Here is a 16,717-nt window from a genome sequence, read left to right as displayed (position 1 = left end):
ATATGGGCTACCTCTCTTTAAATTATAAAAAACTGTATTCTTTTGTAACTTTTTATAAGTTTGTTTCAACTGTTATTCAACCTCTCATTTTTTATTATCATTTTGCCGCAACAGCCTCTATCTCAATCGCAACATCCTTTGGAAGCCTTGCAACTTCTACGCATGATCTTGCAGGATACGGCTCTTCAAAATACTTTGCATATACTTCGTTTATCTTACCAAAATCATTCATGTCACTGATAAATACTGTTGTCTTTATGACATTTGCTGTCGATGTGCCTGCTGCCTCAAGAAGTGCTTTAAGGCTCTTGAACGCTCTTTCTGCCTGAACTTCTGCAGGTCCTGTCACAAGCTCTCCTGTCGCAGGATCAATAGGTACGACTCCTGATGTAAATACAAGTCCATTTACCTCTACCGCCTGTGAATATGGTCCGATTGCTGCCGGTGCTTTTTCTGTACTGATAATGTTTTTCATTTAGTTTACCTCTTTTCTTTTTTATTTGCTTTATTTTCAGTTACATGTTACTGTCCACACCTAAAGTATAGCCAGCAACAGTTATATATCTGTTTATCTTTTAGTGTTCTTAAAATTGATACAAAATGTTTAAATTTTTTTTACATTTTACAGTATAACGCAAAGTAAAACAATTTTCAATTTTAACTGGATTTTTTTTACTTATAACTATATACTTAGTTATTGACAGCTTTTTGTCAGACAAACAAAATAGAACGGAGGACCTTTGATTTGAGAAATGAATACAGACAGAAACGCAACAATTTCTCTGATAAAAAAAGAAACGACAGAGCCTATAACAGAAGTGATAAGACCGGCAGAAGGAATGATGGTCTTAACAGTAATAGGAAAAATGATAAATACGACAGGCGTAGAAAAGATAACAGACATCATTCAGGTGAGCACCACCAGGATGAACATAAGAAAAAATCTGCTATCCCTATCGGAAAGACACAGGAGCTCATAGTTGTAAAGACTACTGATTTTGGGGTATTTTTAAATACACCTACAGGTGATGACAGCGACAAGATACTTCTTCCAAAATCACAGGTTCCAAAAGATACACAGCTTAACGATGTTTTAAATGTATTTATCTATAAAGACTCCGAGGACAGACCTATCGCAACTATGGAAGAACCTTCAATAGAACTCGGTCAGGTCGCAAGACTTTATGTCAAGGAGGTCACAAAGATAGGTGCTTTTCTTGACTGGGGACTTTCAAAAGACCTTCTTCTTCCTTTTAAAGAACAGCTCTACGAGGTAAAGGAGGATGACGCCGTTTTAGTCACACTCTATGTTGACAAGAGCGACAGACTTTGTGCTTCAATGAAAGTTTACAATCATCTCTCAAATGAATCTCCTTACAAACAAAATGATGAAGTTTTTGGGCGTGTTTATGAGATAAGTGACAATTTCGGCGTGTTTATCGCAGTTGATGATAAATATTCTGCCCTTCTTCCAAAAAAGGAAGTTTTTGAGAAATACCGCATAAACCAGCCTGTCTATGCGAGAGTTGCACAGGTCATGGAGGATGGAAGGCTTACTCTCAGTGTCAAAAAGAAGATTCCTGAACAGATGAACGATGATGCTTCATTTATATATGAAACTTTACAGAGGGAAAACGGATTTCTTCCATTTAATGATAAATCAGATTCAGAAGCTGTTAAAAACCGTTTCCATATGAGCAAAAATGCTTTCAAGCGTGCAATAGGGCACTTATATAAGGAAAGACTTATCACTATAGAAAAAGACGGTATTCATTTGAATTAGCTTCTTCTTAATTTATTGCGAACTGACGCCTTGTCGGGTGGATATTATACGACAAATGGACGGCTCCCGCCTCGAAGAACACTCGTAGCGGTACTAAAGGTGCAAAGTACGCACCTTTAGTACCGACGGTGTTCTAACGCCATTTGCTGCATAATATCCACCCGACAAGGCTGTTTTTTTGGCGATGGTTTTTATAGAAGATTTAAAAATTAGTGGAATTTTTGTGTGGTTTAGAGTTAAAGACTACAGCGTGAATAGACCATAGACAAGCGGCTTGAATATATGAAAGTTTTTAGTAAAGGGGATATTTAGACTGAAAATAGTTTAATATTTTAAAAAATAAAAAATGCTTAGAATCTTTATTTCTTGATTTTAAGCATTTTTGTCTTATTCTTTACAAATTTTAAAATTGGCTACCGATATACTCTATAAAAAATAATGCAATATTTTTTCGTATGGAATACTGCTTACATTACTCCGCATATTCCCCGAATTTTCTGAATCTCTTATATCTTTCATCTAACAATTCTTTTGTTTCTTTTTTCATGAGTTCAGGAAGTTTTTTTCTGAGTGCTTCTCTTATCTGGTCTGTTGTGTAGTTTAGATTATTTTCTATTCCGTCTTTGTGCTCCGGAAATGTTCTGTCTGCAACACCGTTTTTTAAGAGTTCGTTTGCTGTCATTTTCATGAGTTCTGCGGCTTCTTCTACTCTTTCCGTGTCTCGCCACAATATACTTGCAAATCCCTCCGGTGACAGTACTGAGTAAAGGCTGTGCTCTAACATCCACACTTCATCTGCGACTGCGAGTGCAAGTGCTCCTCCGCTTCCGCCCTCTCCGGTAAATATTGATATTATGGGTGTTTTTAGTCTCGACATTTCCATTATGTTTCTTGCTATCGCTTCGCCCTGACCTCTTTCTTCTGCCCCTATTCCACAGTATGCTCCGGCTGTGTTTACAAGCGTGATAACAGGTCTGTGAAATTTTTCTGCCTGTTTCATGAGTCTCAATGCTTTTCTGTAACCTTCAGGGTTTGGACTTCCGAAGTTACATTCCACATTTTCGTCAAGTGTGTGACCTTTCTGTATTCCGATGACTGTAACTGGTGTCCCCTCAAAAGAAGCAATTCCGCCGACTATCGCGCCATCATCCGCAAACAGCCTGTCACCATGCATTTCCATAAAGTTTTCAAATAATTTATCAATAAATTCTCTTGTGTTAGGTCTGTCTATCTTTCTTGCAATCCTTACGGATTTCATTGCATTGTTCACACTGGCACTTCCTTTCTTAATAACTATAAGTGATTGCAAAACTAATTATGTATTGTACTAATTGTATGAATATAACGAATAATACCGCTAACACCATTTGTTATATCCATACAATTTAATTACAGGTAATGATAGTTTTGCAAATACCTATATATAATCAATACATAAATAAACTAACAGTGCAGTTTTAAGATGGAGATAAGTTCATCCCTCATATCTTCCCTGTTGACTATCCTGTCTACAAATCCATGCTCAAGCTGAAATTCCGCACGCTGAAATCCCTCTGGCAGTTTCTGGTGTATCGTACCCTGTATGACTCTCTGCCCTGCAAATCCGATAAGTGCTTTAGGCTCGGCGAGTATTATATCTCCAAGCATTGCAAAACTTGCTGTCACTCCACCTGTTGTCGGGTCAGTCAGTACCGTTACATACAAAAGTCCTGCCTCGTCGTGTCGGCCAACTGCCTCCGCTGTTTTTGCCATCTGCATGAGTGAAACTATTCCCTCCTGCATCCTTGCACCGCCTGAGGTTGTGAATATTATAATAGGAAGTTTCTTTTCTGTTGAATATTCTATGGCTCTTGTTATCTTTTCACCGACAACCGAACCCATACTTCCCATCATAAAATGGCTGTCCATGATAGCTATAACTGTTTCAAAGCCACCTATAGTACATTCACCTGTCACAACTCCCTCGTTTATTCCCGACTTAGCTTTTGCTTTTTTTATCACCTTATCATAATCTGGATAATTCATGGGATTTTTTGTTGACATATCTGCGTCAAGTTCCTTGAAACTGCCCTCATCACATATTATCTTTATCCTCTCGGCAGGATTCATTCTGAAATGTGCTCCACAGTTTGGACAGAGCTTAAATTCTGTGACTTCTTTTTTGTATATTATGTTTTTACAAGTATTGCATTTTATCCACATACCGTCCGGAATCGATGGTTCCTGACTTTTTTTGTTTTTTTCAGTTTTTTTCTTTTCTTCTGTACCATTTACTGAAAAATAACTTTTTTTCTTGAAAATATTCATAGCCTACTTCACTCCAACATCTGATTAACAGTCAGCCGTAAAGGACAGAAAATACTATTTACTGTTCATATGCAATTCTGACACTGATTGTCAGTCTGTTTACCAATTACCTGACTCTACATGCTGCACATTAACTGCCATAATGTAATTTTACAATTTTACATGCTCTAAAAATGATGTATTATACTGACACTTTTCAAACTGCTTATTATTAAGGATTTTGTTCTGATATTCTATATTCGTATCTACACCCTCTATTACAAATTCATACAATGCCCTTTTCATTTTTGCTACCGCTTCGTCCCTGTCCCTGCCGTGTGCGATAACTTTTGCAAGCATAGAATCATAGTACGGCGGTATCTCATAACCCTGATATATTGCACTGTCTACCCTGAGTCCAAGACCGCCCGACGGCATCAAGAGATAATCTATAGTTCCCGGACAGGGTGCAAAATTTCTCGACGGATCTTCTGCGTTTATCCTGCACTCTATCGCATGACCGTTTATCTTTATGTCGTTCTGCGTATATGATAACTTCTCTCCTGCCGCAATCCTTATCTGCTCTTTTACTATATCTACACCGGTTACCATCTCGGTTATAGGATGTTCTACCTGAACTCTTGTATTCATCTCCATAAAATAATATTTATGGGAATCTTCATCATACAAAAATTCAATAGTTCCGGCATTTTCATAACCTGCTGCCTTGGCCGCTTTTACGGCAGAATCACAGATTTTTGCCCTTGTGCTTTCTGACAAAACTTCGCAAGGTGTTTCCTCTAAAACTTTCTGGTTCTTTCTCTGCAGTGAACAGTCACGCTCACCTAAGTGTATCACATTTCCAAAACTGTCACCGAGTATCTGCACCTCGACATGTCTTGCGCCCTCGATAAGTTTTTCCATGTACATCGAATCATCACCAAATGCAGCTTTTGTCTCACTCTGTGCTGACAAAAACGCCTCTTTTAAGTCTTCTTTTTTTCTGACTATCCTTATTCCTTTTCCGCCACCTCCGGCAGATGCTTTTACGATGACGGGATAACCGAGTTTATCTGCCATTTCATAAGCCTGTTCTACATCAGCGAGAACCCCGTCACTTCCCGGAATAACAGGTACTCCTGCATTTATCATCATCTGTCTTGCGTTTGCCTTATTGCCAAGTGCATCTATCACTGAGCCTTTCGGTCCGATAAATTTGATATTGCAGTCTTTACACACTCCGGCAAACATACTGTTTTCCGACAAAAATCCAAATCCCGGATGTATTGCCTGTGCCTGCTTTTCAACAGCGGCACTGATTATATTGTTCATATCAAGATAACTGTCTCCGACTTTTGCCGAACCTATACACACTGCTTCATCTGCAAGCTGTGTGTGAAGTGCTTCCCTGTCAGGTTCTGAAAATACGGCAACCGTTTTTATTCCCATCTCTCGACACGCCCTTATTATCCTTACTGCTATCTCCCCGCGATTTGCGATCAAAATTTTGTCAAACATAAAGTTTTCACCTCTAACCAATCATAAATACAAGTTCTGCCTGTGCTGCCACCTTGTCACCTACATAAGCCGTACCCTGTCCGATACCTGCATTTTTCTTAAGTTTTTCAATCTTAACTTCAAGGCGGAGCGTATCTCCCGGAACAACTTTCTTCTTGAATTTAGCTTTATTTATTCCACCAAAATAAGCTGTCTTTCCCTTAAACTCATCCATAGATAATATAGCTACTGCCCCTGCCTGTGCCATAGCTTCAACAATAAGAACCCCCGGCATTACAGGCTCGCTTGGAAAATGTCCCGCAAAAAACGGCTCATTATATGTAACATTCTTGATTGCAGTAACCGACTCGCCCTCGACTATCTCCTCCACTCTGTCGATAAGAAGAAACGGCTGTCTGTGAGGGATGATACTCATAATTTCCTTAATATCCATTGCCATTTTAAATTTACTCCTATTCTATCTCTGCTCCTGCACAAAAACTTGCATATATGCTTTTTTCATTCTAAATTTTTATAAAAAAACTTTTTGTGCTTTCTACTGAACTCTGAAAAGCGGCTGTCCGAACTCAACAAACTCTCCGTCCTCTACAAGAACTTCAACTATTTTTCCGCTTACTTCACTTACAACTTCATTCATAAACTTCATTGCTTCGATGATACATACAACATCACCTTCAGCAACCGTATCACCGACTTTTACAAAAGGCGGCTTATCAGGTGCCTGACTTTGATAGTATGTTCCAACGATAGGTGCTGTTACAAGCTTATCATCTTCTGACACACTGTCTGCTTCCTTGCCTGAAGTCTGATTTACATCAGCCTCATCAGAAACTGCACCATTTGTCTGTACCGCTGATACCATACCATTTTCTGCTCCCGTTATGACTGTCTTTACTGTCTCAGTTTCGCTGTTTCCAACTGAAAATGAAGCATTTCTTCCAAGATGCACACTGTCACCGTCAAGTTTTATCTCCATCTCGCCCATATCGCTTTTTTCAAAGATAGCGATAAGTTCCTTAACTTCATCAAATTTCATACTATTCCCCCCACTTTTTAAAACAGAGCACCGCATTATGTCCGCCAAATCCAAGTGAATTTGACAACGCATATTCAGCTTTTTCAACCTTTCTTGCCTCATTTGGAATATAATCAAGGTCACATTCCTCATCAGGTGTCTTATAATTTATTGTCGGTGGGAGTATATCCTCCTGTAATGCCTTAACACACATTACCGCCTCAACTGCTCCTGCCGCTCCGAGTAAATGTCCTGTCATTGACTTTGTAGAACTGATAGCAACATCTTTTGCCGCATCACCAAATGCAAGTTTAATGGCATTTGTCTCTGTTGAGTCGTTTGCCGGTGTACTTGTTCCATGTGCATTTATATATGAAACTTGCTCCGGTTTTATTCCAGCTTCTTCCATTGCAAGCTCCATTGCCTTTGCCGCACCTGCTCCTGTCTTTTCCGGAAGTGTGATGTGATATGCATCACTTGTTGCACCGTATCCAACAATCTCTCCATATATAGTTGCATTTCTTGCAAGTGCGTGTTCAAGTTCCTCAACCACAAGTGCTCCCGCACCATCACCGAGCACGAAACCATCTCTATTCTTATCAAAAGGCTTACACGCATCCTTTGGATCAGGATTTGTTGAAAGTGCCGTAAGATTTGTAAATCCTGCGATACCTATCTCACAAAGACCTGCCTCAGCACCGCCTGTGATGATAACATCAGCATATCCATGAATGATATTTCTAAAAGCCGCACCGATACTGCTCGTAGCAGTTGCACAGGCTGTAACTATATCTTCATTTATTCCCTTTGCACCAAATCTTATAGCAATATTTCCTGCTGCCATATTTCCTATCGTCATTGGTATAAACATAGGCGAAACTCTTGAAGGTCCTTTTTCATTCATTCTTGTAACCTGCTGCTGCATCGTTCCAAGACCGCCGACACCCGAGCCAAAGATAACACCTACTCTTGAAGCATCCTCTTTTTCCATATCTATACCGCTGTCATCCATAGCCTGAACAGCAGCACCCATAGCATATACGGCAAAAGGATCGTTTCTCTTGATGTCCTTTTTCGTCATATACTTTTCTGCATCAAAATCCCTGACTTCACCTGCCACTTTTACCTTGAAATCTGTTGTATCAAACTTTGTTATATTTTCAATGCCACAAACACCATTTTTGGCATTTTCCCACATACTGTCCACTGTACTTCCAAGCGGGCTTACAACACCCATACCGGTTATAACACATCTTCTTGCCATAATTCCCTCGTTTCTACAGTCCGGTACGGCAAACACACCATACCTGAACTGGTTTCAATTTCTAAGTATCTGTCATTTTATTTTTAACAATAACTTCTATTACTCAACTTATATCGCAAAATTTTTGTTTTAAATCCTGCGATAATCTATATAATTACTACATTATCATGCCGCCGTCTACATTTAAGACCTGTCCCGTAATGTATCTGTTCTTTGCCAAAAATACTACTGCACTTGCAACATCCTCAGGCTTTCCTGCCTTACCGAGCGGAATAGAACTAAGTATAGCTTCTTTTGTCTCATCAGCCAGAACTGCTGTCATGTCTGTCTCGATAAATCCCGGAGCTATAGCATTACATGTAATTCCCCTCTGTGCAAACTCTTTTGCCGTCGCTTTAGTAAGACCGATAATACCTGCCTTAGAAGCCGCATAATTCGCCTGACCTATATTTCCTGCAACACCTGAAACCGATGACATATTTATTATCGCACCGCTTCTCTGCTTTAGCATAACACTGCTCGCATGACGGATCATATTGAAAGAACCCTTAAGATTTGTATTGATAACAGAATCAAACTGTTCCTCAGACATTCTCATAAGAAGCATATCCTTTGTGATACCTGCATTATTCACAAGCACATCAACAGAACCAAACTCTTTTTTCACATCCTTGATAAGATTTTTTGCAAAATCAAAATCACTCACATCCCCCTGAACAGGCATACATTTAACACCCTGCGCCTCAATCTCCTTAATAGTATCATCAGACACACTGCTGTGATAATTGAGAACTATATTGCAGCCCTCCTTGGCAAAAGCAACCGCAATCGCCTTACCGATACCCTTAGCAGCACCCGTCACAATCACTGTCTTTCCTTCTAACATTCTATCCCTCCAAACTCAATCTTTCCTGATTTTTAAAAGTGCCTTCTCAAGTGAAGCCGTATCCTCAACATTCACATTGACGATTCCCTTAACCGTTCTCTTTACAAATCCACAAAGAGTTTTTCCCGGTCCCAATTCAATAAATGTATCTGCCCCCGCATCATACATATTTCTGATTATGTGTTCCCATCTGACAGGCGATACGACCTGCTTTGCAAGTGTAGGAACTATATCACTCTCACTCTTTAACACTTCTGCTGTCACATTTGTATAAACAGGAATTTCCATCTTTCCTATGTTCATCTTTTCAAGCTCCGGCAAAAGCTTGTCTGCTGCCGGCTGCAAAAGACTTGTGTGGAACGGACCACTCACTTTAAGTTTGACTGCCATTTTCGCTCCCTTTTCTTTTGCTATCTCCCCTGCTCTCTCAACTGTAGCCGCATCTCCACCGATGACTATCTGCCCCGGTGCATTATAATTTGCAGGAACAGCTACTCCGCCAATCTCTTTAACTGCCTCCTCGCAGGCTTCCTCCACAAGTGCAGTATCAAGACCTATTATTGCAAACATTCCGCCTTTCCCTGCCGGAACGGCTTCTGACATAAATTTTCCTCTTTTCTGTACAAGTGCTACGGCTTCCTCAAACTTCATCGCACCACTCGCAACAAGTGCTGAATACTCACCAAGACTAAGTCCCGCTGTCATATCAGCATTTATACCGTTTTCCTGTAAGACCCTCATAGCCGCAATACTCATTGTGAGAATGGCAGGCTGTGTAAACTCTGTAAGTCCGAGTTTTTCCTCATCAGAAAAACATATATCCTTTATCGAATATCCCAAAACCTCATCTGCTCTGTCAAATACTTCTTTTGCAACGGCATAGTTTTCATACAGGTCTTTTCCCATGCCTGCATACTGTGCACCCTGACCGCTGAACATAAATACTGTTTTCATCTGCAATTTCCTCCATCTTCAGAAATAAAATCCATTTAATTCTAAAAAATCCAATAATTTCTATCAAAAAAAGTAAAGAGATAGCGCCAGCAAGTAAATAAATCTTATCAACTTCCAGCGCCGCCTCCCATACTATTTGCAACCGTTCTGTGCTTCCACTAGTTCTTGTGGCTTTCTACAAAATCAACTGCATCCTGAACTGTAACGATTGACTCAGGATCCTCAACTGATACATCAAACTCATCTTCAATATCATTGATGATCTGGAATAAATCTAAAGAATCTGCATCAAGATCCTCTTTTACATTTGTCTCTAATGTGATTTCATCAACATCCTTACCTGTCTGCTCAGCAATAATCTCTCTGATTTTCTCAAATACCATGGTTTTTCCTCCTAAAAATAGATTAAATATATATATTTTTTGTTATGAAGATTTAAAATCCTCTTATAACCTTTTACCATGAAATAAGCATGGTTCCCCAAGTCATTCCACCACCGAAACCTGTGAGAAGAAGCTTGTCACCCCTCTCAATAAGTCCCTTTTCATTTAACTCGTTTAATACAATAGGAATACTTGCTGATGAAGTATTTCCATATTCAGCCATATTCATGTAACACTTGTCATGGCTTATTCCGAGTTTTCTTGAAATTATGTCAACAATCCTCGCATTTGCCTGATGCGGCACAACATACTTTATCTCATCAGGCTTTACTCCTGCCTCTTCCATAACTCTCTCTATGCTCTTTGTAACAGCTTTTGTCGCAAACTTAAATACTGCCCTGCCATCCATATTTACATACCAGAGATTGTCCTTTTCACGGGGTTCATCATTAAATGCATTTGAACATCCTACATAGCCCTGTGTCAGAATATCCCAAAGTTCTCCCTTTGCTCCGAGTTCTTCTTTTAAGATTCCCTCATCCTCAGACTTCTCTACATATGCACCGCCTGAACCGTCTCCAAACAGTACGCATGTTGACCTGTCCTTCCAGTCAACTATCTTTGAGAGTGTCTCTGCCCCTATGACTATGGCATTCTCATACATACCTGTTTTTATGTATTTGTCAGCTATGCTAAGTGCAAACATAAAGCCACTGCATGCTGCATTTACATCAAATGCAACTGCATTTACAGCCCCTATTTCTTTTTGAACCATACAGGCAAGTGATGGTGTACCATAATCTGCTGTAACGCTTGCCACTATTATAAGTTCAACATCCTCCGCTGATACTCCTGCTCTCTCAAGCACCTGTTTTGCAGTATTTATAGCAAAATATGATGTGTTCTCTCCGGCTGATATATGTCTTTTCTTTATACCCGTTCTCTGGGTTATCCACTCATCGCTCGTATCAACTATCTTTGACAGGTCGTCATTTGTGATGACCTGCTCAGGCACATCTGCACCTGTCGAAATAATTCTGGTTGTTATCATTTTTTTTCTCCATTCTCAAAACGTTTTTCAACAAAGCTGTCCAGATTGCTCAAAGCTTTTTCAACAACATCCGTCTCACTCTCATTCAGTCCTTTTATTAACGCAAATACGACATCTTTATGAAACTGTTCATGTAATAAATATATCTTTTTACCCTCTTTTGTAAGCGCAATCTTAACAACCCTTCTGTCACGCTCAGTCTTATAACGTTCTACAAACCCTTTTTTTACAAGGTTATTTATCCCAACTGTCAGTGTCCCGACAGTAATATTTAACTGTGCAGCAAGTTCACTCATACTCTTTAATTCAGCGATTCCTATCGCGGCAATGGTGTGAACTTCCGTCATGGAAATTTTATCACCATATTCATTTTTTATTGTGCATGCCTCAGCTTCCATAATCTTTTCAAATAATCTTATCAGATTAGTACTGATCGATCCTAAAACATTATTCATTTGTTTTCCCTTTACCAACACAGTACTATTTCACTCTCATTTTTCAGCAAAATAGTTTGTACATCAAACTTTATCAAACAATTAAAAGTATATTCTAAAATATACCAATTCGTCAACCATACTTTCATTGTGTTTTTTCACAATAAAAGAGCTGTATTTTTGTGAATTATTAACAAAAACTACAACTCTTTTGTTTTGACATTATCTTTATGGTATTTGTTTTGATATTCAAAGTTTTTCTTGTCAATGTAAAATAGTTTTAAAAACCATTTATGATGCTTTTAATTTCTTTCTTCTCTCTGCTTCTTTAAAAGCTCAAGTGTGGCAAGTAATACATCATCTTCCCACGGTTTAGGTATAAGATATTTAACACCTATGGCTCTTACTTCTTCCAATGTTCCGGCATCACATAATGAACTAAGCATCAGTATCGTTACATTTGGATCACTTTTTTCTAAGATTTCCGCTGTCTCTATTCCATCAATTCCCGGCATAATGATGTCAAGAATAACAATATCAGGATGAAGTTCCTCATACATCTTTATGCCATCTTCACCGCTTTTTGCATAACCAATCACTTCATATCCGTTTTCCTCGACGAGGTCTTTTATCTGTTTTGAAGCAAATGGTGAATCATCTACTACAATTATAGTTGTTTTGTCCATTTTATGTCCTCCTTTTGACAAAAAATTACTCTGCGACAGTATAATGAATCGAAATTTCTATTTGTCCAAACTCTGTTTCATAAAATAAAATCTCATTCCCTGTTTTACCTTGCTCAACACTTATCTCATCAGTATATAGACATAATGTGGGGACAGTAAGCCTGGAGGAAACCCCCATCTGATTATTTATTTCAGACAATGCCCTGCCACATACAATATTTACATATTCATTTATGTATAATACCTTTTCATCTTCTGAAGGCATCTGTCCACCATTCATATTTCTTATAATGGTGTCAAACATTAACGGAGAAAAACCGCATACTATAGTTGATGCAAAATTCCCCCTTGTGTGTACCATCTCCAAATATTTAAAATCCACTTTTTTAACAACCTTTCTATGCAGTTCCAATGAAATTATCTTTCTTGAAACACTCACAAAAGCATCATTAAAAATTTCTTCAACCTTCACACTAGTCAATGCAATCCCCCTCTCATCAGTCAGTAAACTAATTTTTCAGGAAACGCATCTTGCCATTTGAGCTTGCAGCAGCCTGTTTTTGTTTTTGAACAGTATTTTCCGTTCCGTATAGATTTGACAGATTATTACGCATACTGTTTTTACATTCTTTACAAAATCTGCCTGTCAAAATAGCCTTTCCACATTTCTCACAAGAAATAGTTATACCTGAATCTTTTGAAAATGCAAGCCTTTCTTCTCTTACCCATTTTTTAATCTGCTGAATAGGTACTCCCAGCTCTTCAGATACCACACTCATACTTGCAGTCGGATTTTCATATATATAATCCCTTACCTCAAAAAATTTATCTTCAAGCTTTTTGTTGCATGCAGGACATATAGGTTTTCCTACATATTGAAATAATTTTCCACAGTTTTTGCAATTTCGTACATCCATATCTATTCCCCTCCTTGGTCATCTTTTCCTATGCAGGCACATAGAAAATAAATTTTTTTCACACCTGCTTTTTTTAAAACTTCGGCACATTTACTTATAGTACTGCCTGTCGTATATATATCATCTACAAGTATAACACACCTTAAATCACGATACAACAATTTAGAAGATTCTGAAACAAAAAATGCATCTTTTAAACAGGATATCCTCTGTGCTTCATTAAGATTTTTTAATGCCTCCGTATTTTTTTCTCTCTCGATGTAACCGTCGAGCACAGGAATATTCATTCGTCTGCCTATATCATCAGCAATAACTTTAGCCTGATTATAGCCTCTTTTTCTGTATCTTTCACGATGTATCGGTACTGGTATAAGATACTGTGCTCCTATGTTTTCTATCCACTTTCCATATCTTTTGACAATCTCCCCGGCATAATAGCTTCCGTATTCTCTCCTGCCACCATACTTAAATGCCGCAATTGATTTTTTCATATATCTGTCATATACAAATGCTGCTCTGCCCTGTGTATAAAAATACTCTTTTTTCTTACAATCCTGACAGAACTCTCTTTTACTGTCACCAACCGGTTTGCCACATTTAAAGCAAAACGGCTCTATAACCTTTTCTACTTTATTCCTGCACTTTATACATAATGTGCACTCACTTCCAGCGGGCAGAACATCATCACATACAGGACATCTGCGAGGATAAAGTATATCTAACACACCTTCTGAAAAGCTTTTTAATATATTTTTTATTTCTATTTGTACTCCCCCATTTCTATTATTCGTCTACAAAGTGTTGAATACCTCTTTTGTTCATTAACATTTTTTATCATTTTTCTGACTGTATCAGCACTTCCGACAATAGTTACACATTTTTTTGCTCTGGTCACTGCCGTATATAACAGATTTCTGTTTAAAAGCATTTTCGGTCCTGATATGATTGGAAGAATCACTGCCGGATATTCACTGCCCTGTGATTTATGAATTGTTATCGCATAAGCTAATTCCATCTCATCCATATCACTGAAATTATATTCAACAATTCTTCCCTCTTCATATTCTACATAAACAACCTCCGCCGCTTCAACTATCTGTTTTATTATACCGGTATCACCATTAAACACCCCCGTACCTTCCTCAATAACATCATCAAATCTGTTCTTCTTCTGCCATTTTATCTGATAATTATTTTTTATCTGCATAACCTTATCATTTTCTCTGAAAACAACGCCGTGAAATTCATGCTCACTTTTACCCTGCATTTTCGGATTCATATACGCCTGCAATACTTTATTTAAATTTTCTACTCCAAGCTCGCCCTTTCTCATAGGTGTAAGTACCTGAATATCATAACTTGTGGAATCAACATAAGGCGGAAGATTTTTCATTATAAGCTGGATTGTTACATTTATAACATCCTGACTGTTATTTCTCTCAAGATGAAAGAAATCCATGTTTTTATTGTCAAGGCTTATCTGTTCCCCTGCATTTATCTTATGGGCGTTTGTTACTATCTGGCTCTCCGCAGCCTGCCTGAATATCCTGTTTAACTTTACAACATTGCAAAATCCGGACTTTATCATATCTTTAAGCACATTTCCAGGACCTACCGACGGAAGCTGGTTTACATCACCCACCATTATAAGTCTCGTTCCCGGAACAATCGCTTTTAAAAGTGCATAAAGCATATATATATCGACCATCGAAAACTCATCTACTATTATAACATCTGCCTCAAGAGGTTTCGTTTCATTTCTCTGAAAATGCATACCTCCTTTATCATCCTCCAGTGAACCACCGTCTATCTCAAGCATTCTGTGTATTGTCTGTGCCTCCATGCCAGATGTCTCCGACATTCTTTTTGCAGCTCTCCCCGTAGGTGCCGCCAGCAGTATATCAAATCCCTCACTCTCCATTATCTGTATAATAGTATTTATCGTTGTCGTCTTACCTGTTCCAGGACCTCCGGTAATTATCATAATACCATTTTGTACCGCTTGAAATACGGCATCCTTCTGCATCTTATCAAGCTCTATCCTGTCTTTCTTTTCTATAGCAGATATCTTCTTTTCGAGAACGGCAGGCTTTATCTTATATGGAATATTCAGGTCATGAAGCATTCTTCCACAGTTCATTTCCATATAATAGATATTGCTTTGGTAAAGTATTCTCTCTCCATCACATTCCTCTATTACAAGTTCCTTATTTAGAGTAAGATTATCAAGTTCTCTTTCGACATTATCTTTTTCTATGCCAAGCAGATATGCAGTTTCCTCAATAAGCTCATTTTCTGGAAGATAACAGTGTCCGTTTGAACCAGATTGCTGCAAGACGTACAATATCCCTGCCTTTATCCTGTACTCACTATCCTGATAGAATCCTGCTTTTAATGCTATTGAATCAGCTATCTTAAAACCGATTCCCGTTATATCCTCCGCAAGTTTATACGGATTTTCCTTCATAACTTCATAAATTTTCTCCCCGTAATGCTTATATATCTTTACAGACATATTTACGGATATCCCATACTCCTGAAGAAATATGACAGACTGACGCATCTGTCTTTTATCATTAAACTGTTCTGCGATACTGACAGCCATTTTCATGCTTATACCTTTTATCTCAGCAAGTCTCTCCGGTTCTTTTTCTATGATATCAAAAGTCTTATCTCCAAATCTTCTGACAATCCTTGCTGCAAGTGCTGTACCGATTCCTTTTATCGCACCTGAACCAAGATACTTTTCAACAGCAACTGTACTTTCCGGTTTTTTCGACTCATAACTTTCAACCTGAATCTGTGGACCATAACTTTTATGCACGGTTTCCCTGCCATTTATGACAAGATATTCCCCTTCCGATACAAACGAAAAATATCCTACGCAGCATACTTCATCATCCTCATCCTCTTTTGGTTCCGGATTTGAAAGATAGATAACACTATAACCATTTTCTTCATTTCTGTATGTAATTCTCTCTACATATCCCTCTACCTGTTTCATAATAATCCTCATTTCAAAAGAAAACCGCCACACAAAATGTGCAGCGGCTCATTTTATTCACTCATGAATGTCAATTTTTCTACTTTATGTTGTATGTACCTTTTAATGAATCATATAACTGCTGTGCAAGACCAGTACCACCATTTTCAGTTATAATATTTGCATATTCCTGATTCAATGTATCAGAAAAATACTGCATGTACTCTCCCTGTTCATCCTCATTATCAAGAGTTTTTTTGGACTCCTCAATAATCTTCTGCACAAAATATGATTCAAAATCCTTGCACACTTCCATAAGTTTTTCATCATCCGATGAAGAATTTGTGCTCTTCAATGTATTTTCCAAAGAATCCGCAGACGCAGAACTAAGTTTTGATGAAAACGAATTGTACACTGATGAAACATCTAAAACCGAACTCATATGCCGCCTCCTTACTTTTTATAGAAGATATTACTTTTCACACTAATCCTTATTCTTGCGCATAGCAAGTTTGTGCTAAGCACAAATCTTGTGTGTGAAAATTTTTAATTTTCAC

The 16,717-nt window shown here is 38.3% G+C and carries 19 protein-coding genes; 1 reads left to right on the top strand and 18 read right to left on the bottom strand.

The window, feature by feature from the left end; translation table 11 throughout:
• Positions 1 to 97 precede the first annotated feature (97 nt).
• Positions 98 to 475 (bottom strand): RidA family protein, encoded by a 378-nt coding sequence (locus tag KQI69_RS03375; protein WP_216563875.1) that lies wholly within the window; start codon positions 473 to 475, stop codon positions 98 to 100.
• A gap of 474 nt (positions 476 to 949) precedes the next feature.
• Here KQI69_RS03375 and KQI69_RS03370 point away from each other — a divergent pair, with 474 nt between their 5' ends.
• Positions 950 to 1,783, top strand: coding sequence for a S1-like domain-containing RNA-binding protein (locus tag KQI69_RS03370; RefSeq protein WP_216563878.1), 834 nt, complete (start codon positions 950 to 952; stop codon positions 1,781 to 1,783).
• Positions 1,784 to 2,255: 472 nt separating this feature from the next.
• Here KQI69_RS03370 and KQI69_RS03365 read toward each other — a convergent pair whose 3' ends face one another.
• The 17 genes from KQI69_RS03365 to KQI69_RS03285 all read right to left on the bottom strand — a co-directional run bounded on the left by KQI69_RS03365 (position 2,256) and on the right by KQI69_RS03285 (position 16,602).
• The gene (locus KQI69_RS03365; protein WP_216563877.1) at positions 2,256 to 3,041 is read right to left on the bottom strand and encodes an acetyl-CoA carboxylase carboxyltransferase subunit alpha; all 786 of its coding nucleotides are present in this window, start codon (positions 3,039 to 3,041) and stop codon (positions 2,256 to 2,258) included.
• Positions 3,042 to 3,226: 185 nt separating this feature from the next.
• Positions 3,227 to 4,090, bottom strand: a complete 864-nt coding sequence (gene accD / locus KQI69_RS03360) for an acetyl-CoA carboxylase, carboxyltransferase subunit beta (RefSeq protein ID WP_216563874.1) — start codon at positions 4,088 to 4,090, stop codon at positions 3,227 to 3,229.
• A 150-nt stretch (positions 4,091 to 4,240) separates the two neighbouring features.
• A complete protein-coding gene (locus KQI69_RS03355) occupies positions 4,241 to 5,587 on the bottom strand; it encodes an acetyl-CoA carboxylase biotin carboxylase subunit (protein ID WP_216563873.1) in 1,347 nt (448 codons plus the stop codon).
• Positions 5,588 to 5,600: 13 nt separating this feature from the next.
• On the bottom strand, positions 5,601 to 6,020 hold the full coding sequence (fabZ, locus tag KQI69_RS03350; RefSeq protein ID WP_216563876.1) for a 3-hydroxyacyl-ACP dehydratase FabZ: 420 nt from the start codon (positions 6,018 to 6,020) through the stop codon (positions 5,601 to 5,603).
• Positions 6,021 to 6,122: 102 nt separating this feature from the next.
• Positions 6,123 to 6,623: an acetyl-CoA carboxylase biotin carboxyl carrier protein gene (gene accB / locus KQI69_RS03345; RefSeq protein ID WP_216563872.1), complete on the bottom strand. Its 501-nt coding sequence runs from the start codon at positions 6,621 to 6,623 to the stop codon at positions 6,123 to 6,125.
• Position 6,624: 1 nt separating this feature from the next.
• On the bottom strand, positions 6,625 to 7,866 hold the full coding sequence (gene fabF, locus KQI69_RS03340; RefSeq protein ID WP_216563871.1) for a beta-ketoacyl-ACP synthase II: 1,242 nt from the start codon (positions 7,864 to 7,866) through the stop codon (positions 6,625 to 6,627).
• 157 nt (positions 7,867 to 8,023) lie between these two features.
• On the bottom strand, positions 8,024 to 8,752 hold the full coding sequence (gene fabG, locus KQI69_RS03335; RefSeq protein WP_216563870.1) for a 3-oxoacyl-[acyl-carrier-protein] reductase: 729 nt from the start codon (positions 8,750 to 8,752) through the stop codon (positions 8,024 to 8,026).
• A 15-nt stretch (positions 8,753 to 8,767) separates the two neighbouring features.
• The gene (gene fabD / locus KQI69_RS03330; RefSeq protein ID WP_216563869.1) at positions 8,768 to 9,706 is read right to left on the bottom strand and encodes an ACP S-malonyltransferase; all 939 of its coding nucleotides are present in this window, start codon (positions 9,704 to 9,706) and stop codon (positions 8,768 to 8,770) included.
• A gap of 158 nt (positions 9,707 to 9,864) precedes the next feature.
• Entirely contained in the window at positions 9,865 to 10,089 is a 225-nt protein-coding gene (locus KQI69_RS03325; protein ID WP_022225254.1) for an acyl carrier protein, read from the bottom strand.
• A 73-nt stretch (positions 10,090 to 10,162) separates the two neighbouring features.
• A complete protein-coding gene (locus KQI69_RS03320) occupies positions 10,163 to 11,140 on the bottom strand; it encodes a beta-ketoacyl-ACP synthase III (RefSeq protein WP_216563868.1) in 978 nt (325 codons plus the stop codon).
• Positions 11,137 to 11,595 carry a MarR family winged helix-turn-helix transcriptional regulator gene (locus KQI69_RS03315; RefSeq protein WP_216563867.1) on the bottom strand — a complete coding sequence of 153 codons (459 nt, stop codon included), beginning with the start codon at positions 11,593 to 11,595 and terminating at the stop codon, positions 11,137 to 11,139. Before KQI69_RS03315 ends, KQI69_RS03320 begins: the two co-directional genes overlap by 4 nt.
• 281 nt (positions 11,596 to 11,876) lie before the next feature.
• Positions 11,877 to 12,260, bottom strand: coding sequence for a response regulator (locus tag KQI69_RS03310; protein ID WP_216563866.1), 384 nt, complete (start codon positions 12,258 to 12,260; stop codon positions 11,877 to 11,879).
• Positions 12,261 to 12,285: 25 nt separating this feature from the next.
• Positions 12,286 to 12,732 (bottom strand): chemotaxis protein CheX, encoded by a 447-nt coding sequence (locus KQI69_RS03305; RefSeq protein ID WP_371818720.1) that lies wholly within the window; start codon positions 12,730 to 12,732, stop codon positions 12,286 to 12,288.
• Between the two features lie 37 nt (positions 12,733 to 12,769).
• Complete coding sequence (locus KQI69_RS03300; RefSeq protein WP_216563864.1) at positions 12,770 to 13,177, bottom strand: flagellar protein; 408 nt, start codon at positions 13,175 to 13,177, stop codon at positions 12,770 to 12,772.
• Positions 13,178 to 13,179: 2 nt separating this feature from the next.
• Positions 13,180 to 13,902: a ComF family protein gene (locus KQI69_RS10625; RefSeq protein ID WP_216563863.1), complete on the bottom strand. Its 723-nt coding sequence runs from the start codon at positions 13,900 to 13,902 to the stop codon at positions 13,180 to 13,182.
• Positions 13,903 to 13,937: 35 nt separating this feature from the next.
• Positions 13,938 to 16,181 carry an ATP-dependent RecD-like DNA helicase gene (locus KQI69_RS03290; RefSeq protein WP_216563862.1) on the bottom strand — a complete coding sequence of 748 codons (2,244 nt, stop codon included), beginning with the start codon at positions 16,179 to 16,181 and terminating at the stop codon, positions 13,938 to 13,940.
• A gap of 79 nt (positions 16,182 to 16,260) precedes the next feature.
• Positions 16,261 to 16,602: a rod-binding protein gene (locus KQI69_RS03285; RefSeq protein ID WP_216563861.1), complete on the bottom strand. Its 342-nt coding sequence runs from the start codon at positions 16,600 to 16,602 to the stop codon at positions 16,261 to 16,263.
• Positions 16,603 to 16,717 lie beyond the last annotated feature (115 nt).

This window comes from Eubacterium sp. MSJ-13 (assembly GCF_018918235.1).
Lineage (GTDB): Bacteria > Bacillota > Clostridia > Lachnospirales > Lachnospiraceae > Butyribacter.
This window is presented reverse-complemented; position numbering and strand designations above follow the sequence as displayed.